Origin of the sequence: Halorubrum coriense DSM 10284, assembly GCF_000337035.1 — an archaeon.
Taxonomy (GTDB): domain Archaea; phylum Halobacteriota; class Halobacteria; order Halobacteriales; family Haloferacaceae; genus Halorubrum; species Halorubrum coriense.
In genome coordinates this window covers 38914-58935 of the sequence record NZ_AOJL01000027.1, presented here as the reverse complement: position 1 = coordinate 58935, position 20022 = coordinate 38914, and the positions used below count along the sequence as shown (strand labels likewise).

The window sequence follows — 20022 nt, the reverse complement described above, 5'->3', positions numbered from 1 at the left end:
CCCCCGCTTCCGGGGACGCCGCCTCGCCGACCGTTTTCGCGATCCCGACTCACGAACGATCAGTTCTACCGCCCTTCGCTCGCTTCCGAACGTCGCTCGGTTCGGCTCTCCGCGCTACCTCAGTCGCCGTTCTGCGCTATCTCAGTCGCCGTTCCGCGCTATCTCAGTCGCCGTTCCGCGCCGACTCCGCGGTCCGCGCCGCCCCCTCGTCGGGCACGAGGTGGACGTCGCCGCCGTGTTCGAAGGCGAGCACCGCGTCCGCGTCGTCGTCGACGAACGCCGGGTTCGGGACGGTCTTCGCCTCGTACGTGACCGGGTCGAGCACCTGAATCGCGTTCTCGTCTTCCACGGTCACCACGGTCGTCTCCGCCGCGTCCCCGCGGGTGCCGAGCCGGGTCGCGTCGGGGGCCTCCGCGTCCGCGAACGCGGAAGTGTACTCGGCGCCCGTGGCGAGCCGGACCCCCTGAAGACGGCCGGAGACGCCCGTGACGAGGACCGGCCCGTCGCCGTCCTCGGGGTCGACGATCTCGCCCTCCGCGTACTTCGGGAGCCGGACCGCGAACGTGACGCGGTACACCTCGTTGCCGTCGCCGTCCTCGGTGACGAGCGTCGGGTACGACTCGAAGCTCCCGCCGAGCGACTCCGTGATCCGCGTCGCCACGTTCTGCGCGAGCCGGTTCGAGGAGAGCTTGACGTCCGGCCCGTCGTCCGTCTCGTTCACCTCGGTGATGAACGCCTCGCGGTCGCCGTCGGCCTCTTGGTCGGCCACGTACGACTCCGCGATGTCGAGCGCCTCGGCGCGCTCCGCCGGGGTGAGGTCGCGCTCGTCCGCGCGGACCTGGACGATCCCGGCGTAGTACCCGCCGGCGATGCGCCCGCAGCGGTCGCAGGTCCCCCGCGATATCTTCACCGGGACCGTCACCTCCGCGGCGCGGAGGGTCCCGCGGACGACGCCGGAGAACCGGCAGTGCATCCGGACGGTGTTCTCGTCGACCTGCTCGGGCTCGACGCCCCACTCGACCTCCTCGGCGTCGACGTGGACTCCAAGCGCCTCGGCCACCTCGTCGACGGCCACGTCGGTGTAGTCGCGCGCGCCGACGTCGCGCCACGACTCGCCGCGCCTGACCGCGCCGCAGCCGGAACAGACCAACACCTCGATGCGGTCGGGCGCGTCGACCAGGTCGAAGTCCTCGAAGTAGCAGTCGTCACAGAGCAGCGCGTCTCGCCCGCGCGGCTCGCCCGGAAGGGGGTCGCGCCGCTCGGGGACCGGGTCGCCGCAGCGCGGACAGAACTCCCGCGAGTCGCTCATTGGACGCGGCTACGCCGAGGATCCGTTTAAACGGCGCGGACCGCCCCCGCCGCGTCCGACGGGTCCGAGGCCGGATCCGGCCGTTCCGCGCGGGTCCCGACCTCCGAAATGGTTTTTCGCACGGACCGAGAACGGGGTCGTATGAGCGGCAACCCCGACGACGAACGGCTTGAGGAACTGCGCGAACAGAAGATGGAGGAGCTTCGCGAGCGGCAGGGCGGCGAGGGCGACGCCGCCGAGGCCCAACAGCAGGCCCAAGAGCGCGCCGAGGCGCAACAGGAGGCGGTGTTGAAGCAGTACCTGACCGACGGCGCGCGCCAGCGGCTCAACGCGGTGGAGATGTCGAAGCCGCAGTTCGGCGAGAAGGTGAAACAGCAGGTCGCCGCGCTGGCGCAGAGCGGGCGCATTCAGGGACAGATCGACGAGGACCAGATGCGAGACCTGCTCAAAGAGCTCCAGCCCGAGCAGAAGAGCTTCGACATCCGACGGCGCTAGATGGAGCTCGCGCTGCTGTACAGCGGGGGGAAAGACTCCTCGCTGGCCGCTCTCCTGCTCGACCGGTTCTACGACGTCCGCTGTGTCACCGGGAGCTTCGGGCTCACGGACGACTGGGAGCACGCCGAGCGGGCGGCCACCGAACTCGGATTCCCGTTCGAGCGCGCCGACCTCGACCGCGAGGTGGCCGAGAGCGCCGCCGAGACGATGGTCGCGGACGGCTACCCTCGGAACGGGATCCAGCGCGTCCACGAACACGCCCTAGAGGCCATCGCCGCGCTCGACGTCGACGCCATCGCGGACGGGACGCGCCGCGACGACCGCGTCCCCACGGTGTCGCGGGCGCAGGCGCAGAGCCTCGAAGACCGCAACGGCATCGACTACATCTCCCCGCTCTCCGGGTTCGGCCGCCACGCCGTCGACCAGCTCGTCGACGCCACCTTCGACGTCCAGCAGGGACCGAGCGAGGAGGTGCCGAAGGCGGACTACGAGGACGAGCTCCGGACGCTCATCGCCGACGAGTACGGCGAGGGGACCGTCGGCGAGGTGTTCCCGGACCACGACCAGACGTACGTCCACGGCCGGAGCGACTGACCGCCGGCCGCGCCGCTCGGCTGCCGCACCTTCCGCTGCCGCGCCCTCCGCCACCGCGCCGCTCGGCTGCCGCGCTCTCCGCTGCCGTAGCCGGCCCCCACGCGTCGGTCCGTCCGCTGTCGACGGACTCCCGCGGACCCGGAACCGCCGGAACTACTTTCGACCCCGCAGGCGTAGCGCCGGGCATGTCATCCGAACGAGTCGTCGACCTGCTCCGAACGGCGTACGCCGACGAGATCGAGACCGTGATGAACTACCAGACGAACGCGATCGTCCTCGACGGCGTCCGCGCCGAGGAGATCAAAGAGAGCCTCAAACAGGACGTCCAAGAGGAACTCGGGCACGCCGAACAGCTCGGCCAGCGGCTCAAACAGCTCGACGCGCGTCCCCCGGGGTCCGTCGAGTTCACCGCGAGACAGGAGTCGCTCCAGCCGCCCGAGGACTCGACGGACGTGTTGGCCGTCATCGACGGCGTGCTCGACGCCGAGGAGGACGCGATCGCGACGTACCGCGACCTGATCGACGCCGCCGAGGCGGCGGACGATCCGGTCACCGAGGACCTCGCCGTGACGCTGCTCTCCGACGAGGAGGCCCACCGGACCGAGTTCCGCGGGTTCCAGAAGGAATACCGGCGCGAGTAGACTGGCACGGGGCTTCGTCTCCTCGGCCGTGAGTCGTGCGTCGACGCTCGCGACCTCCGCATCGGCACCCGCGAGCCTCACCCCGAGTGGATGTTTTCGAGCGAGTGCTCGTCGCAGCGCCGCCGCCGACCGCGCTTCGCTTCGTTTCGCTCCGGTTCTCAAAGTGTGCGTCTGTCGATTCGACCGAATCTCCGTCACTCGCACGTCGCACGGCGTGAAAACCAATCTCTCGGAGATTGGAAAGACACCACACGCCTCAGTTATCGACCCCGATAAATTGGCCTGAGGGATTAAAACCCGATACTGGTTCCGGTCGCGTGTGTGTCCTAACAGGCCGATGCAGGAACGCAGCCGCCGCCAGCTGTTGGGCGCGACGGCTGGGGCCGCCGCCTTCGGGCTCGGCGGGTGTCTCGGATCGAACGCCGAACGCACCGGCGATCGCCGCACGCCGCTGTCGGAGCGGACGCTCCGGTACGGCGGCGTGATGGCGCTCTCCGGCGGACTGGAGTCCGTCGGGACGCCGATCGCCGACGCGGTCGAGCTGCCGGGGAAACAGCTCGACGCCTCGGACGTCGAGGCCGACGTCGAGTGGCAGATCGAGGACTCCGAGACGACGGCCCGCGGCGGGATCGACGCGATGCGAACGCTCGTCGACGCCGGATTTCCGGCCGTCGCCGGGCCGCTCGGCTCCGACGTGACCCTCCAGGCGGTTCAGCAGGCCTCCATCCCGGCGGAGGTCGTCAACTGCTCGCCCGCGAGCACGACGCCGACGCTCTCGATCCTCAACGACCGCGGGTTCAGCTTCCGGACCGCACCCGACGACTCGCTACAGGCGGTCGTCGCCGCGGACCTCGCGGCCGACGAACACGACGCGTCGTCGGCGGCGACGCTCCACATCGCGGGCGACTACGGCCGGCAGCTCTCCGGGGCGTTCGCCACGTCGTTCGACGGGGAGGTACAGCGGCAGGTCTCCTTCTCCGAGGAGTACGAGGAGCCCCTCGCGACCGCGCTCTCCGGCGAGCCGGACCTACTCTTCGTGATCGGCTACCCCGAAGACGGCGTCGAGATATTCGGCCACTACTACGACGGCCACGCCGGCGACGAGACCGTGTTCACTACCGACGGGATGATGGACCCGTCGCTCCCGGAGCAGGTCGGGGAACCGATGTCGAACGTCTACGGGACTGCCCCGTCCTCGAACGGTCCCGGCTACGACGCCTTCGCGGAGCGATACGAGTCCGAGTACGGGAGCGCCCCGGGTATCTTCACCGCGAACGGGTACGACGCCGCGGCAGTGCTCCTCCTCGCGAACGCCGCCGCCGGCGAGAACGACGGGGGTGCGATCCGCGAACAGATGCGGGACGTCGTCTCCGGCGGCGGCGCGGAGGTAACGCCGGACTCCCTCGTCGAGGGCGTGCGCCGCGCCGCCGCGGGCGACCCGGTCGAGTACCGGGGCGCGTCGAGCGAGGTCGTCTTCGACGAGAACGGCGACGTCTCCGGGATCGACTACGAGTACTTCCGGTACGACGCCGACGGGATCGGCGTGATCGAGACGGTCTCCCCAGAGGTGAGCGAATGAGCGACTCCGGATCCCGAGGGAGCGACGGCGCCCAGCCCGACCCCAACGACTCGGTCGTCAGCCGGGTCGCGAGGCGGCTCACGCCGGGCGTGATCCGGCGCAACTACCGGGCGAAGTTCGTCATCTCCATCCTTCTCGTCGTGGTCGTTCTCGCGGCGGTCGGCGGCGTGAACTACGCGAGCGCCGAGGCTACGGTCGAGCGGGACGCCGAACAGCAGCTCACCTCGGCGGTGGACATGTACGCAGACTCGATCAACGAGTGGGCGGTCTCGATGGAGACCCACACCCGGTCCGTCTCGTCGACGCAGGCGCTCGCAGGGGCGGACGCGGGAACCGCCGAAGGAGAGCTGATCCAGAAGCAGGCCCAACTCCCGGTCGACGTGCGAGCGATCCACCTCGTCGACACGGCCGACGGGAGCGTCGTCACGAGCACGTCGCCCGCGCTCCGCGGCGAGTCGGTCGACGGCGTCGATGCCCCGTGGACCGACGTCGAGCCGGGCGTCGACCTCACCTCGTCGAACGACGTGTGGAACTCGCCGACCGCCTACGAGTCGAGCGCCATGGGCGATCAGGTGATGGCGTTCGCCAGCCCCGTCGCGGGCGACGAGTCGCGCGTCGTCGTGCTGGTCGGCACGCTGGAGTACCGCGTCGACAACCTCCGGCAGCTCCACGCCGATCAAGAGACGACGATCGTCGGCGCGAACGGGGAAGAGATCCTCTCCGGCGGCGGCGACACGCTGGACGCCGCGGACGACATCGTCGCCGCGCTCGGCGCGTCCCGCGACGGGACCGCCTTCGAGCGCGGCGGCGATGAGGTGGCCGCGTACGCCTCGACCGGCGACAAGGAGTGGGTCGCCGTCACGACCGTCCCGACCGCGCAGGCGTTCGGCGCGAGCGACGCGGTCGGCACCAGCGTCCTGACGGTGATCGGGGCCGGGCTGCTCTCGCTCGTCGTCGTCGGACTCGCGCTGAGCCGGCAGACCGTCGGCCCGCTGCGCGACCTCCGCGACCGCGCGGAGCGCATGGAGTCGGGCGATCTCTCGGTCGACCTGAAGACGAACCGGATCGACGAGATCGGTCGGTTGTACGGCTCCTTCGGCGCGATGCGCGACTCGCTCAGCCTCAAGATCGACGAGGCGGAAACCGCGCAGGAGGCCGCCGAGACCGAACGCGAGCGGATGGCGCGCCGGAACGAGCGGCTCCAGTCGACCGCCGACGACTACGGCGAGACGATGCGGGAGGCCGCCGACGGCGACCTCACCGCGCGGATGCGGACCGACGCCGACGACGAGGCGATGGCGGCGATCGCCGAGGAGTTCAACGGGATGATCGCCGAGATGGAGCGGACGTACGCCCGCCTCTCGGCGTTCGCGGACGAGGTCGCCTCGGCGTCCGAGCGGGCGACGGCGTCGGCCGAGGAGGTGGCCGAGACGGCGTCGGAGGTCGCCGGCTCGGTCGACGAGATATCACGAGGTGCCGCCGACCAGAGCGAGTCGCTGACGGAGGTGAGCGATGAGATGAGCGACCTCTCGGCGACGATCGAGGAGGTCGCCTCCTCGTCCGATCGGGTCGCCGACGCCGCCGCACGGACGGCGGAGGCGGGTAACCGCGGGCAGGAGGCCGCGAGGGGCGCGATCGACGAGATGGAGACGACCGAGGAGACGGTCGAGGACGCGGTCGCGGCGATCCACGCGCTCGACGACGAGGTGAGCGAGGTGGACCAGCTGATAGACCGGATCTCGGAGATCGCGGAGCAGACGAACATCCTCGCGCTGAACGCCAACATCGAGGCCGCCCGCTCCGCCGGCGAGGGGGGCAAGGGGTTCGAAGTGGTCGCGGAGGAGATCAAGGCGCTATCCGACGAGGTGAAAGACGCCGCGGAGACCGCGGAGTCCCGAATCGACGCGATCCGCGACCGGATGGACCGGTCGACGGCCGAAGTCGAGTCGACGAGCGATCAAATCGACGACGCCGCGGAGCGCGTCGAGGCCGCCGTCGACGACCTCGAACACATCGCTGACCTCGCGGACGAGACCAACGACGGCGTTCAGGAGATATCCGACGTGACGGAGGAGCAGGCCGCCTCCACCGAGGAAGTCGTCTCCATGGCGGACGAGGTGGCGACGATCAGCGAGGAGACCGCCTCCGAAGCCGACACCGTCGCCGCGGCCGCCGAGGAGCAGACCACCTCGCTCACAGAGGTCTCGGAGTCCGTCTCCTCGCTCTCCGAGCGCGCCGCCCGGCTCTCCGAGACGCTCGACCGGTTCGAGACGGACGCGGACGCGGTGCCCGCGGACGGCGACGGGGGCTCCTTCGCGGGCGCCGCGACCCCCGCCGGTCCCGCCGACCCGGAAGCCGCCGACCGCTCCGCGACTGGCGAGGCCAACTCGGACTAACGGCGCGGGGCGTCGAACCGCCATGGGGAGCGCCCCCGAAGGGATGCTTTCAAGCGGGCGCTCGCCGAAGCGGCGGTCATGTACGACGGCCTCAAAGGATTCCGCGATTTCTACCCCGGCGAGCAGTCCGCCCGCCGCGAGGTGACCGACGCGATCGAGGACGCGGCGGCTCGCCACGGCTTCCGCGAGATCGCCACCCCTGCCCTGGAGCGGACGGAGATGTACGTGGACAAGTCCGGCGAGGAGATCGTCGAGGAGCTGTACGCCTTCGACGACAAGGGCGGCCGCGGCGTCTCGATGACCCCGGAGCTCACGCCGACGGTCGCGCGGATGGTCGTCGAGAAGGGTCAGGAGCTCTCGAAGCCGATCAAATGGGTCTCCACCCGGCCGTTCTGGCGCTACGAGCAGGTCCAGCAGGGCCGCTTCCGCGAGTTCTACCAGACCAACATCGACGTGTTCGGCTCGTCGGTCCCGGAGGCCGACGCCGAGGTGCTCGCGGTCGCCGCCGACGCCCTGACCGACCTGGGGCTCACCGGCGACGACTTCGAGTTCCGCGTCTCGCACCGGGACATCCTCGGCGGGCTCGTCCGGTCGCTCGCCGCCGACCCCGACGCGGTCGACGCCGCGGCCGCGATCCGCGCGGTGGACAAGCGCGCGAAGGTCGACGACGCAGAGTACGTCGGACTCCTCTCCGACGCGGGGCTCGCCCGCGACACGGCGCGCGAGTTCGACGACCTCATCTCGGACGTCGAGACCGTCGCCGACCTCGACGCGGTCGCCGCGGCGGGCGACGAATCGGTCGAGGACGCGGTCGAGAACCTCCGGAACGTCCTCGCCGCGGCCGACGACTTCGGCGCGGGCGAGTTCTGCGACGTGTCGCTGACGACCGCCCGCGGGCTCGACTACTACACCGGGGTCGTCTTCGAGTGCTTCGACTCCACCGGCGAGGTGTCCCGCTCCGTCTTCGGCGGCGGGCGCTACGACGACCTCATCGAGAGCTTCGGCGGCCAGCCCACGCCCGCGGTCGGCGTCGCGCCCGGTCACGCGACGCTCAAGCTGCTCTGCCAGCGCGCCGGCGTCTGGCCCGGCGAGGAGCTCTCGACCGACTACTACGTCCTCTCGGTCGGCGACACGCGGAGCGAGGCGGCCGCGCTGGCGAGCGACCTCCGGGCGCTCGGCGACGACGTGGTGGTCGAACAGGATGTCTCCGACCGGTCGTTCGGCGCGCAGCTGGGGTACGCCGACTCGATCAACGCCGAGACGGTCGTGGTCGTCGGCGAGCGCGACTTGGAGAACGGCGAGTACACGGTGAAGGACATGGCGAGCGGCGACGAGACGACCGTCCCGGTCGAGGAGTTCCCGCCCGAAGCGGGGCTGCCGACGTACGAGGATTACGAGTAGGCTCGGCCGGTCGCGGCCTGTATCCTTTTGAGGGTCGGACGGGGAACGGGAGACGATGCTCCCGCTCGCGACGGCGATGCCCCCGACCGAGGTCGCCCTCCGCGTGGCCGCCGGCGTCCTCCTCATCCTGACCAACGCCTACTTCGTGGCCGTGGAGTTCGGCCTGACGCGCCTCCGCCAGTACCCCGAGTCGGAGATGGACACCCCGGGGCTCCGACGCGCCTGGGAGATGACGGACGACCTGGAGTTCTACCTGACGACCTGTCAGGTGTGGATCTCCGGGACGAGCATCGCGCTCGGTATCGTCGCCGAGCCGGGGCTCGCGGCGCTGTTCGCCCCGCTGTTCGAGAACACGACGCTCGCGTCCGCCGGCGCGGGCTCGCTCTTGGGCTTTCTCCTCATCAACATGGTCCACCTGACGCACGGCGAGCAGACGCCGACGTACCTCGGCGTCGAGCGCTCGAAGCAGGTCGCGAACTACGGCGCGCGGCCGCTGTACTGGTTCGCCTGGAGCATCTCGCCGGTGATCACGTTCGGCGACTGGGTCGCGAAGGCGACGCTCCGGCTGTTCGGCGTCGAGATGACCGGCTCGTGGACCGAGGCCGAAGAGGAGGTGTTGGAGACGCGGGCGCAGCTCCGGACCCGGCTCGGATCGATGATGGAGGAGATCGAACTGCCGGAGGAGCGCCGCGACGAGATCCTCAGCGCGCTCGACGTGGACCGCGTCACCGTCGCGGACGTGATGACCGCCCCCGACGAGATCGTCTCGCTGACGACGACGGCGTCCGTCGCGGAGAACCTCGACCGGATCCGGGACACCCCGCACACGCGCTTCCCGCTCGTGGGCGAGGACCGGACCGACTTCGAGGGGATCGTGTACGCCCCCTCGATCGTGAGCCGCTTCGACGCGCTCCGAGACGGCGATCTGACGTTCGCGGACGTCGCGGCCCCGCCGGTGACGGTCTCCCCGGACGCGAGCGTCAGCGACGCCTACGACCGGTTCCAGGCCGAGTCGCAGGAGCTCGCCCTCGTCGTCGCGGACGGCGCGGTCGTCGGCCTGCTCACCGCGACCGACGCCATGGAGGCGGTGATGGGCCAACTGGAGGACCCGCTCGACGCGGGCGACCTGTAACGGGCGGCGCGACCCCGCTCAGTTCTCGTACGCCTCGCGCAGGAACACCAGCGCGCCGCCGAGCATCGCGAGGTTGCCGAAGAAGGCGAGCCGCTCGCCGCCCTTGTCGTCCTCGTCGGCGTTCCAGAAGTCGTGCATCGTCCCGGTCACGACCGCTAGGAACGCGACCGCCGCGCCGGTCGCGACCCGCGGGAGCCGCCAGAGCGCGATGCCGACGCCGGCGGCGACCATCATGCCCGAGGCGAACGGTGCGGCGACGTCCGGCACCGGGACGCCCGCCGACTCGGCGTACTCGATCGTGTCGTCCATGTCGCGGAAGTCCTCCGAGGCCTGCGCGGCGAGGCCGACCCCGAGCAGGACGCGGCCGAGCCGCGACGGCGCGCCGCGGCCGGACGCCTCGTCGGTCGCGTCTGTGGATTCGTCGTCGCTCATGGGCGACACAACGCGGCCGCGCCTCATAAATCGCGGTGGCGACGCCGGCGAGCGCTCCGCGTCAGGTCGCGTCGGTCCTCCCTCACGCTCGGTCGATCCGCGCGAGCAGCTCCGCGGTCGCCGCCTCGTCGAAGGCCATCGGCCGACGCCACCAGGGCCCTTTCCCGGAGTCGCTCGACAGGTCGGTGACGATCGGGTTCGCGTCAGCGCCGGCGTCCGGCGCGCTCAGCGGGACGACCCGGTCGAACGGGCCGGACGCCTTCGGGTCGCCGACCGCGACGACGCGGGCGTCGAACGGGTCGCGCTTCAGGTGCGCGTTGGTCGGCGCGGCCGCCGCCGCGGCCGCGCGGTCGACGACGCCATCGCCGTCCGCCGGCGAGAGCACCCGATCGACCCGGATCCCCGCGAAGAGGTACGCGCCCCAGTCGGGGGCGAGGTCGTCGTCGACGCCGACGCCGCGCTCTCGGAGCCACGCGCCGCCGCGGTCGTCGGCCCCACCGTCGCCCGGACGCTCTCCCCCCGGTCCGGCCCAGTCGCGCGGCCGCAGCGACAGCGTCGCGTAGAAGAAGAGCCGGTCGCCGGGTTCGAGGGCGGCGATCCGCCCGGCCTTGACCCCGTGCGGGTCGCCGTACGTCGCGCGCTCGCGGCCGTGGACGCCCGGGAACTCGGGGTCGGCGTGGACGGGCGTCTCGCGCAGGACCGCCGGGACCGCGAACGGGAGGTCGAGGTCGCCGTAGGTCGGGACCGGCTCGTCGACCAGGGCTCGCCCGCGCGGCAGCGTCGCCGCCGACTCGGGGATCGGGACGTACGCGAAGGAGCCGTCGGGGTAGACGGGACCCCGAAAGCCGGGTTCGTTCGTGTTGGCGGCGACGTTGACCGCGAGGGCGCGGGGGCCGGGCATCGAAAAAGAGGGGAATCAGTCCGCCGTCGCGGCGGGCTGTTCGTGGTCGATCTCCGTTCCGAGGAGGTCGAGGAACTGCGCGATCCACTCGGGGTGGTCGGGCCACGCCTGCCCCGTGACGAGGTTCCCGTCGGTCGTCACGCCGTCGACCCACGAGCAGCCGGCGGCCTCGACCTCGGCCTTGACGGCCGGGTACGCCGTCATCTCGTAGCCGTCGAGCACGCCGGCGGCCGCGAGGATCTGCGGGCCGTGGCAGATCGACGCGACCGGCTTGTCGGCCTCGAAGAAGTGCCGCACCGCGTCGAGCACCTCCTCGTAGCCCCGCAGGTACTCGGGGGCGCGCCCGCCGGGAACGACGAGCGCGTCGTAGTCGGTCGGGTCGACCTCGTCGAACCCGTGCGTGAGTTCGAAGTCGTGGCCGCGGGTCTCCAGGTACGTCTGGTCGCCGCGGAAGTCGTGGATTGCGGTCTTGATCGACTCGCCGCCCTCCCGCTCCGGGCAGACGGCGTGGACCTCGTGACCGACCGCTTGGAGCGCCTGATACGGCACCATGATCTCGTAGTCCTCGCCGAAGTCGCCGGCGATCATCAGTACGCGTTGTCCTGTCATGTGCTAGACACCACTTGCGCGTACGCGCCGCTGGCCAATAACGATACTGGCGTGCGATGGCATACCACGGGAGAAGCCGTCTGCGGTCACCGAGCGGACGGCCGCACGGGGGTCTCAGTGCTGCGGGCTCGGCGGGCGGAGGTCCCGCTGAAACTCGTCGAACTGTTCGAGGTCGTCCGGGAGGTCGTACTCGATCTCGCGGTCGTCCTGGTTGTCGGGGAGCCGGCCGTCCTCCAACTCGTCGGCGGCCTCCTCCCAGCCGGGCTTCACGCGGACGCTGCGGGCCGGCGACCCGACGACGACGTGGTGGGCCGGCACGTCGCCCTGCACCACGGAGCGCGCGCCGACGACGCTGTTCTCGCCGACGCGGCAGCCGGCCCGGACCATCGCGTCGTAGGTGACGCGGGCGTCGTCCTCGACGATCGTGTGGAAGTTCCGGACCGCGGTCTGGTCGACGATGTCGTGGTCGTGGCTGTAGAGGTGGACGCCGTCGGAGATGGAGGCGCGGTCGCCGATCGTCAGCTTCCCCCGGTCGTCGAGGTGGACGTCGTCGTGGATCACGACGTTGTCGCCGACCTCGATGTTGTGGCCGTAGGTGACGGAGATCCCTTTGAAAAAGCGGCAGTCCTCCCCGCACTCGGCGAAGAGGTGGTTGCCGAGCATCTGGCGGAAGCGGAGCGCGAACTCGACGTTGTCGGCCATCGGCGTGGCGTCGAACTGCCGCCAGAGCCACTGGAGGTGTTTCGAGCGCTGGAATCGGTCCTCGTCCTTCTCGGCGTAGTACTCCGACTCCAGCGTCGCGTTACAGGGGTCGTACCCCTGAAGCCGGACGCGCTCGGCGCGCGACACCGACTCCCCGTCCTGCCACGCCTCCCACGCCTCCCGGTCGCCGTGGAGGTCGATCAGCACGTCGCGGACGACCTCGCAGGTGTCCTCGTCCGAGGAGAGCCGCTCGTCCACCTCGTCGATGAACCCTCGGACCCCGGCCTCGGCACCGTCGGGCAGGGACACGTGTCGCTTTGTCATCGGGCCCACTTCGTCGCCGTCGTTCAAATGGATTCGGTTGTGCGAACGCGACGCCTCATCCGTCAGTACAGCTCGGCGTCGACGAATATGGCGACGAGGACGCCCGTGAAGGCGATCACGAGGGACGGGGCGATCGCGGCCCTGCCGAACGAGAGCAACAGCGCGGTGACCGCGACGAGGGCGATGACCCCGAGCAGGGCGACGACGGCGTCGAGTCGACGACGGAGGGAGTCGTCCATGGGCGGTCAGCGAGCCGCGAGCGAGTAATAGCCGACGGTATCGGACGCGCAGCCGCGGTCCGCCGCGACCCTCGCGACCGCGGTCCTCCGCGAGCGCGACCCCCGCGGCCCCCCGCCCGTTCCACCGGCGCGAGACCGACCGCGCCCGATAAGTGTCCCGACCGACAACCGGTGTGTATGGAACGCCGCGAACTCGGTAACTCGGGCGTCGAGGTCTCGGAGATCGGCTTCGGCGCGTGGGTCGTCGGCACGGACTGGTGGGGCGACCGCTCGGACGACCAGGCGGTCGGGATGGTCGAGGAGGCGCTCGACGCCGGCGTCACCTACGTCGACACCGGCGACGTGTACGGCCACGGCGACAGCGAGACGATAATCGGGAAGGCGATCGACGGCCGCCGCGACGAGGTGACGCTGTCGACGAAGATCGGCTACGACTTCTACGACAACCCGCAGGCCGGCCACGGCGAACTCCCCAAGGAGCTGAACCGCGAGTACCTCACCGAGGCGTTCGAGGCCTCGCTGGACCGCCTCGACACCGACTACGTCGACGTGCTCCAGCTCCACAACGCGAACGTCGACGAGGTGACGCCCGAGGTGCGCGACCTCCTCGGCGAGTGGAAGGCCGACGGGCGCGTCCGCGCGCTCGGCTGGGCGCTCGGCCCCTCGATCGGCTGGCTCGCCGAGGGCGACGCCGCCGTCGAGTACGAGGAGTTCGACGCGGTCCAGACCGTCTTCAACCTCTTCGAGCAGGAGCCCGGCCGCCACTTCGTGGACACGATCCGCGAGAGCGGCTCGGACACCTCCGTCATCGCCCGCGTCCCGCACTCCTCCGGGCTGCTCAACGAGCAGGTGACGCCGGACACCGTCCTCGAAGATGGCGACCACCGCTCGCACCGCCCGAAGGAGTGGTACGAGACCGGCTGGGAGAAGGTCGACGCGATCCGCTTCCTCGAAGACCCCGACCACGGCGAGGGAACGCGCACGATGGCGCAGGCCGCGATCCGCTGGCTGCTCGCCCACGACGAGGTCGCCTCCGTCACGCCCACGTTCCGCGACGGCGACGACATCGCCGAGTGGAGCGCCGCGAGCGACGTGCCGCCGCTCTCCGACGCGGAGTACGAGCGGCTGGACGACCTGTACGCGCGCGACTTCGACATCGACCGCGACGACGGGATGGACGTCCTCCGCACCTCCGTCGACGGCGAGGACATCGAGGCCGCCGGCCTCGACAAGCGCGCCGCCTCGTACTGAGCGCCGAGCCCGCGCCCCGTTCGACCGCCCCCGCTCGACCCGTCCTTTTCGTCTCGAAACCGCCCGACTGCGAGCGGTTGTCACGGCGCTGGATCACTTTCACCGCGCTCCGCGGAGCGCCGCCGCTACCGCGTCGAGCCGACGGGTGCCCGGGGCGCTGGACGGCCGCGCCGCTGGCGCGGGTGGGAACGGTGGCTCGGTCGAAACCCGTCGTCACAAGGGGCTCGGTGGGGGTAACCGACTCGTCATCGCCACCACGTCGACCGTTGCGCGGTCGCGGGTATAAATGGCTCGCGACCGGTCCGGAACGGGTTTGAACCCCGACGGTCTCGGATCCGCCATGCGGGAAGTGACGTTTCGGATCCACCACGCCGGGGAGCCGGAGTGTGAGGTGAGCGCGCGTCACCCGGAGGTACGGTACCGGTCCGTCTCGTCGATGACGGGCAGCGGCTCCGAGCGCAAGCGGATCGCGGAACTGACCGGACCGACGGCAGAGATCGAGGCGTTCGTCGAGGAGTTCCGCGAGTTCGATCTTATCGTCTCCGCGGAGCCGCTCGCGCCGATCGAGGGCACGCACGCGTACGTCGCCCTCACGATCGACGTCTCGGCGGCCGACTGGGAGGGGATCGGCGAGCGGTTCTCGCGGATGGGGATCCACTACCGGATGGGCACGACCATCTCCGGCGGCGTCGAGCGCTGGACGGCGTACCTCGAGGACGGCGACGACCTCTCGGCGGTGATGCGGGAGCTCGAACGCGGCGGCAACGAGGTGGAGCTGGCGCGGAACGTGGAGCTGGCCTCCATCGAACGCTCGCCGCAGCTCCCCGCCTCCGGCCTCCTCGACGACCTTACCGACCGGCAGCGGGAGGTGCTCGCGACCGCGATCGCCGCGGGCTACTACGACCACGGCGGCGGCGTGGGCGTCGAGGAGGTCGCCGCGGAGCTCGGGCTCGGCTCCACGACGGTGTGGGAACACCTCTCTCGCGCCGAGTCGGCGGTGATGAACGCGCTGTTCGACCGCTTCGCCGAGGGCGAACCGGTCGGTGCCGTTCGCGAGGCGGACCGAACGGATCGGTCGTGAGCGGGGCCAGACTAACGCTTTTGTAGCTCCGGGACGCACCGCCGCGTATGGACGAGGGAACGGTCACCGTGCCGGACGAGCAGTACGAGCGGCTCGCGGCCCTCGCCGCCGCCCGCGGCGTGAGCCCCGAGACGCAACTGGCCCGGCTCATCGACGACGCGTACGCCGGCCTCGACGCCGACGTCGACGCCCCCGAGTCACTCCCGCTCGGCGTCTGCGACGGCTCCGACGAGGAGTGAGCCGGGCGGCGGGCCGGAAGGGTCCGTGAGCCGCCGCGCCGGGTTCGACCGTAACCCGTCGTCTTCGCGACGAGGTTTCAGTCCGATAGGAGACGCCCGTCGAGCCGGCGCTCACACCGAACCGATTTTTCCGGCGGCATCCGTACTTCTAGCGGAGATGCCCTCCGAGAGGACCTGTCCCGATTGCGACGAGCCGCTCGAGCGGATGGAACTACAGGGGACCGACGCCGTCGGCGAACTGTCCGTCGTCTCCCCGTCGACGGACGACGGGTTGCTGAGCGGCATCAGAGCGGACGAGATCCTGACGCCGGTTCCGTACGTCTGTCCCGCCTGCCGACGGACGCTCCTGTACGCCGAGAAGTAGCCGAGCCGCGAGTCGCCGCCGGACGCGGTCGCGGCCGCCCCGGCCTTGCCGCCGTCACTCGTCGTAAGGCCACCGTCCGCCCGTCTTCAGCTCCTCGACGTACCCCTCGTCGATGGCGTCGCGGATCGACTCCCGCGACCGATGGGTCGCTCCGACTTCGCCCGTCGCGAACCGGTAGACGGCCGCGGTCACGAGCGTCGCCACCTCGCCGAGGTCCCGGGAATCGAGCTTGTCGAGGGTGTCGGCGTGGGTGTGGCCCCAGCCGCGGCCGGACTGGTCGCTCGTCGTCGACGCCATCACGGCCGGGATCCCCTCCTGGACGAACGCCCACTGGTCCCCGTGCGGCGAGATCGTCTCGCCGGTCGCGAGGGGCGCGTCGAACGCGTCCGCGACCGCCTCGAACGTCGACCGCATCCCGTCGAACCCGTTCGTCCCCACGCGGAGGTTCCGCGAGCTACACGCGCCGTCGAGGTTGACCACGCAGGCGATCTCCTCGCGCGGCGTCGTCTCCGCGGCGTGATACGCCCCCCACAGCCCGATCTCCTCCGAGCCGAAGGTGACGAGCCGCACCCGGGTGTCGAGGTCGCCCTCGACGGCCGCGAGCAGGCGGCCGACCTCCGCGACGAGCGCCGAGCCGGCCCCGTTGTCGTTGGCCCCGTCGCTCACGTCGTGGGCGTCGACGTGCGCGGTGAGGTACACCGCCTCCTCGGTGTCCGGCCCGACCTCCGCGACCGCGTTCACCGAGGTCGTCGGCTCGTTGCGGCAGTCGACGTCGAGCGAGACGGTCGGGCGGTCGCCGGCTCCCGAGCCGTCGCTGCCCGCCAGACCGCCGTGTTCCGCGGGCTCGGCGAGCCGCGCGAGCCGGTCGCCGACCTCCTTCGAGACGCCGACCGCGGGGATCGGCCCCGGTCGGTTGTGGTACCCGATCTCGCCGGTGGGCGGGAGCGCCCCCTCGATGTGGTTCCGGAAGACGAACCCGACCGCGCCGCGCTCGGCCGCCGCGACGTACTTCTCCATCCGGTGGATCCACCGGTCGTGACTCTCCGGCGTGCGCGAGGAGGCCATCGCGACCGCGCCGTCCAAGTCGTCTTCCGCGGCCGCGAACTCCTCGTCGGTGCCGTCGCCGACGTCGATGAGCGGGGCGGTCACCTCGCCACTCGGCGTGCCGGGCAGGGCGATCACCTCGTGGGAGTTCTCGTGGCGGCGCTCGACCGCGCCGGACACCGACAGCGACGACTCGCCGCGCCACCAGCCGGGGATCTCGAACTCGTCGAGGCCGGCGTTCCGCAGCCCGGCCGCCTCGAACGCCTCGACGACCCGCTCGGCCCCGCGGCGCTCCCCGGTCGACCCGGCCATTCGGTTCCCGATGTCCGTCAGGTCCGTGAGAAGGTTCCACCCGAAGTCGCTCGTCCGCGCGTCGCCCACGACGCGGTCCGGTAGCTCCGTCATATCCACTGGTTGGGCCGCGCGCGAAAAGGGGTTGCGGGAGGCGGAGCCCGGTCGGCTCGCTTCCGCTCGTCGCCGGCGCTCAGGCGGGGTCCGCCGCGGTCACCTCGACCTCGACCTCGGTGGGATCGACGCCGATCCGGGCGAACTGCGTCCGGACGTGGTCGCGGGCCGCCTCCACCGCCTGGTCGCGCGTGTCGAACCCGCGCGGCATCGGCTCCTCGAAGGCGACGCGGATCTCCTCGCCGTCGACGACGAGCGGCGAGCCGCCGCTCTCGACCTCGTAGAACGAGTCGCACACCCACACGTACGGCGCGTCCTCGTCGGGCGCACCCTTGTAGGCGGGCGGCTCCTCACCGCGTTCGAACACCGTCCCGGTGAGGTCCGTCCCGCCGCCGCTACCGCGAACGAGTATCATGGCACACGTACGAGGTCGAGCCGGATAAGGGCCCCGTGACCGGTCGCGCAGGGCCGGCCGGCGGCGAATCGGTGCCCCGGCGCGCGAGGGCAAACGCTTTCGGCCCGGCGACCGGTGGATCCGCCATGACGCTGGAGGATTTCACCGAGTTCACCGGTGACGGCGACGGTGACGGCGGCTCCCCGGACGAGGCCGAGGGCGGGAGCGACGCCGCGGTCGGGTCCGGCGGCGAGTCCGCCGTCGACGGGGGGAGCGCGGCGGGCGGAGCCACCTCGGACGCGCCCGAACCCGACGCGAACGACGACCGCGAGGGCGAGGCCTTCGCCGACTACGAGGCGACGCCGGCCGGGAGCGATTCGGGCCTCGGCGTCGTGTCGGTCTCGCAGGGGCTCCGCGTCGCCGAGGAGGAGGACGAGACGTCGCTGAAGGCGTTCGTCACCACCGGCAACCGCGAGTCCGTCCGGCTCGGCAAGTACCTCCTGATACCGTACCCGGACGGCGAGCGGTTGTTCTGCCGGATCACTGGACTGGAGTACGCACAGGAGTTCCAGTCGGACGACGCGACCGAGATCCACGCCCGCCGGCAGATGCGCCGCGACGAGTTCGCCGAGCGCGACTACAAGTTCGTCGCCGACCTTGAGCCGATGTCCGTCGTCTACGGCGAGGGCGAGGGGATGAAACGCCGGATGACGGACCGCGTGCCGAAGCCCGGCGCGGTCGTCGAGGAGGCGGCCGACGACGCCGAGATCAAGACGGGACTGAAGATCCCCGACGACGGCGTCTTCCTCGGCCACCTCTCCGTCGGCGGCGAGAAGGTCCGGACCGCGGCGGAGCCGCCCACCGTCGACTACCGCGTGAAGGACGACTACGGCGACGGCGACCCGCTCGCGTTCCGGCACACGCTCGTCGCCGGCGGCACCGGGTCGGGGAAGACGCACGCCTCGAAGAACGTCCTGCGGCAGTACCTCGACGCCGACCGGACGTACCCGATGGGGGACGGCCGCGAGTCGCGGATGGCCGTCGTGCAGTTCGACCCGCAGGACGAGTACGCGCAGATGCACGACGACAACCCCGACCTCGACGACGCGTTCGCGCGTCGCCTGGAGCGCGAGGGGATCGCGCACGGCGGCCACGACGACACCGTCGCGCTCGTGCCGCGCGTCGCGAACGCGACGTACCCCGGCGAGGGGCACCGCGCCGAGCGCGTCGAGTTCACGATCCCCTTCTCGCTGGCGCGGGACATGCCGTGGCTGGTGGCCGGCTCCGGGCTCAACGACAACCAGTACCCGGCGCTTTTGACCCTCTTGAACCGTTTCTTCGACGATTACGGCGACGCGGGGACGTACAGCCAGTTCCTCTCGTACCTCGACGACCCGGCGCTCAAAGAGGAACTCCACGAGAGCGGGCGGATCCACGAGGCGACGTTCGACGCGGTCAAACGGCGGGTCCGCGGCGTCCCGAGCGGGATATTCGACCAGGACGCGAAGCCGATCACCGAGCTCGACCACACCTTGGTGCGCCCCGGCGGGCTCTCGGTGGTTCCCACCTACCACCTGCCGACCTCGCGGCAGAAGGAGATCGTCGTCCTCGCGGTCGCGGGCCTGCTCGTCGACGACAAGCTCTCGAACGACCCGGCGAGCGACCGGATCAAGGAGACGCCGCTCCTCGTCGGGATGGACGAGGCGCACAACTTCCTCGCCGACGCCGACAACGTCCAGGCCCAGAAGGTGGTCCAGAAGTTCACCGAGGCCGCGAAGCAGGGTCGCAAGGAGCGGCTCGGGCTCTTCCTGATCACGCAGGACCCGCAGGACGTCGCCGAGTCGGTGTTCAAGCAGGTGAACACGAAGATAGTCCTGAACCTCGGCGACGAGGACGCCATCTCCAGCGTCAACATCCCGTCGAACCTCGCCGGGAAGGTCCCGTACATGGAGAAGGGGCAGATGGTCGTCTACTCGCCGGACAACTCCGAGCCCGTCGAGCTGATCGGTCTCTCCGAGTGCGTGACGCGGCACGACTGACGGCGGCGTCCCGCTAGACCCGCACGACCAGCGTGTCGGCGAACCGGTCGCCGAGCCGCTGGTTGTCGCGCGAGTCGGCGATGAACACGACGCCCGCGAGGACCAACAGGATCGAGCCGCCGCCGATCACCTTCGTCGCGTTCCGCACGACGGCGGCGCGCGCGGAGACGTCGCCGCCGTCGGCCTCCACGACTCTGATCCCGGCGACCCACTTGCCCGGCGTTCGGCCCCAGACCGCCTCCGAGACGACGTACCAGCCGACCGAGACGAGGAGGAACGCGAGGGCCCCGAGCGGGTCCGCGGCGACGCCGACGACCCCCGAGACGACCGCGGCGACCACGAGGCTCGCGACGATGTCGACGAGCCAGGCGCCGCCGCGCGCGGTGACCGACGCCAACTGCGACCGCGTGTACGGCTTGCTCATGTGCCCGGGTGACCCGCGGTCCGGGAA

21 protein-coding genes are annotated in these 20022 nt (G+C 71.0%); 12 read left to right on the top strand and 9 right to left on the bottom strand.

Going from position 1 to position 20022, the window contains the following annotated elements; translation table 11 throughout:
- Positions 1-163: 163 nt before the first annotated feature.
- Positions 164-1309: a 60S ribosomal export protein NMD3 gene (locus C464_RS06540; protein WP_006112841.1), complete on the bottom strand. Its 1146-nt coding sequence runs from the start codon at positions 1307-1309 to the stop codon at positions 164-166.
- 141 nt (positions 1310-1450) lie between these two features.
- Here C464_RS06540 and C464_RS06535 point away from each other — a divergent pair, with 141 nt between their 5' ends.
- The 7 genes from C464_RS06535 (at position 1451) to C464_RS06505 (ending at position 9547) form a co-directional block, all read left to right on the top strand.
- On the top strand, positions 1451-1804 hold the full coding sequence (locus C464_RS06535; protein ID WP_006112840.1) for a DNA-binding protein: 354 nt from the start codon (positions 1451-1453) through the stop codon (positions 1802-1804).
- Positions 1805-2398 carry a DUF7411 family protein gene (locus C464_RS06530; RefSeq protein ID WP_006112839.1) on the top strand — a complete coding sequence of 198 codons (594 nt, stop codon included), beginning with the start codon at positions 1805-1807 and terminating at the stop codon, positions 2396-2398. It abuts the gene before it with no gap.
- Between the two features lie 185 nt (positions 2399-2583).
- Positions 2584-3039, top strand: coding sequence for a ferritin-like domain-containing protein (locus C464_RS06525; protein ID WP_006112838.1), 456 nt, complete (start codon positions 2584-2586; stop codon positions 3037-3039).
- Between the two features lie 337 nt (positions 3040-3376).
- A complete protein-coding gene (locus C464_RS06520) occupies positions 3377-4618 on the top strand; it encodes an ABC transporter substrate-binding protein (RefSeq protein WP_006112837.1) in 1242 nt (413 codons plus the stop codon).
- Positions 4615-7014 (top strand): methyl-accepting chemotaxis protein, encoded by a 2400-nt coding sequence (locus C464_RS06515; RefSeq protein WP_006112836.1) that lies wholly within the window; start codon positions 4615-4617, stop codon positions 7012-7014. Before C464_RS06520 ends, C464_RS06515 begins: the two co-directional genes overlap by 4 nt.
- Positions 7015-7092: 78 nt before the next feature.
- Complete coding sequence (gene hisS / locus C464_RS06510) at positions 7093-8415, top strand: histidine--tRNA ligase (protein WP_006112835.1); 1323 nt, start codon at positions 7093-7095, stop codon at positions 8413-8415.
- 55 nt (positions 8416-8470) lie between these two features.
- Entirely contained in the window at positions 8471-9547 is a 1077-nt protein-coding gene (locus C464_RS06505; protein ID WP_006112834.1) for a CNNM domain-containing protein, read from the top strand.
- An 18-nt stretch (positions 9548-9565) separates the two neighbouring features.
- Here C464_RS06505 and C464_RS06500 read toward each other — a convergent pair whose 3' ends face one another.
- The 5 genes from C464_RS06500 to C464_RS18920 all read right to left on the bottom strand — a co-directional run bounded on the left by C464_RS06500 (position 9566) and on the right by C464_RS18920 (position 12754).
- Entirely contained in the window at positions 9566-9979 is a 414-nt protein-coding gene (locus tag C464_RS06500) for a DoxX family protein (RefSeq protein WP_006112833.1), read from the bottom strand.
- 82 nt (positions 9980-10061) lie between these two features.
- Positions 10062-10880, bottom strand: a complete 819-nt coding sequence (locus tag C464_RS06495) for an Nmad3 family putative nucleotide modification protein (RefSeq protein WP_006112832.1) — start codon at positions 10878-10880, stop codon at positions 10062-10064.
- Positions 10881-10895: 15 nt separating this feature from the next.
- Positions 10896-11489, bottom strand: a complete 594-nt coding sequence (locus tag C464_RS06490; RefSeq protein ID WP_049910923.1) for a DJ-1/PfpI family protein — start codon at positions 11487-11489, stop codon at positions 10896-10898.
- Between the two features lie 114 nt (positions 11490-11603).
- Positions 11604-12515, bottom strand: coding sequence for an acyltransferase (locus tag C464_RS06485; RefSeq protein ID WP_006112830.1), 912 nt, complete (start codon positions 12513-12515; stop codon positions 11604-11606).
- 62 nt (positions 12516-12577) lie between these two features.
- Complete coding sequence (locus tag C464_RS18920; RefSeq protein ID WP_161781665.1) at positions 12578-12754, bottom strand: hypothetical protein; 177 nt, start codon at positions 12752-12754, stop codon at positions 12578-12580.
- A gap of 177 nt (positions 12755-12931) precedes the next feature.
- On the opposite strand from C464_RS18920, the gene C464_RS06480 reads away from it, so the two are divergent.
- The 4 genes from C464_RS06480 to C464_RS06465 all read left to right on the top strand — a co-directional run bounded on the left by C464_RS06480 (position 12932) and on the right by C464_RS06465 (position 15689).
- Entirely contained in the window at positions 12932-14005 is a 1074-nt protein-coding gene (locus C464_RS06480) for an aldo/keto reductase (protein WP_006112829.1), read from the top strand.
- 340 nt (positions 14006-14345) lie between these two features.
- Entirely contained in the window at positions 14346-15086 is a 741-nt protein-coding gene (locus tag C464_RS06475; RefSeq protein WP_006112828.1) for a helix-turn-helix domain-containing protein, read from the top strand.
- Between the two features lie 47 nt (positions 15087-15133).
- The gene (locus C464_RS06470) at positions 15134-15325 is read left to right on the top strand and encodes a hypothetical protein (RefSeq protein ID WP_006112827.1); all 192 of its coding nucleotides are present in this window, start codon (positions 15134-15136) and stop codon (positions 15323-15325) included.
- Between the two features lie 157 nt (positions 15326-15482).
- On the top strand, positions 15483-15689 hold the full coding sequence (locus tag C464_RS06465) for a hypothetical protein (RefSeq protein ID WP_006112826.1): 207 nt from the start codon (positions 15483-15485) through the stop codon (positions 15687-15689).
- 54 nt (positions 15690-15743) lie between these two features.
- Here C464_RS06465 and C464_RS06460 read toward each other — a convergent pair whose 3' ends face one another.
- Positions 15744-17138, bottom strand: a complete 1395-nt coding sequence (locus C464_RS06460) for a M28 family peptidase (RefSeq protein WP_006112825.1) — start codon at positions 17136-17138, stop codon at positions 15744-15746.
- 79 nt (positions 17139-17217) lie between these two features.
- Positions 17218-17553, bottom strand: coding sequence for a DUF7113 family protein (locus C464_RS06455; RefSeq protein ID WP_006112824.1), 336 nt, complete (start codon positions 17551-17553; stop codon positions 17218-17220).
- A gap of 125 nt (positions 17554-17678) precedes the next feature.
- On the opposite strand from C464_RS06455, the gene C464_RS06450 reads away from it, so the two are divergent.
- Positions 17679-19571, top strand: a complete 1893-nt coding sequence (locus C464_RS06450; RefSeq protein ID WP_006112823.1) for an ATP-binding protein — start codon at positions 17679-17681, stop codon at positions 19569-19571.
- 13 nt (positions 19572-19584) lie between these two features.
- Here the strand turns inward: C464_RS06450 and C464_RS06445 are convergent, their stop codons facing one another.
- Positions 19585-19995: an RDD family protein gene (locus C464_RS06445; RefSeq protein ID WP_006112822.1), complete on the bottom strand. Its 411-nt coding sequence runs from the start codon at positions 19993-19995 to the stop codon at positions 19585-19587.
- Positions 19996-20022: the final 27 nt, after the last annotated feature.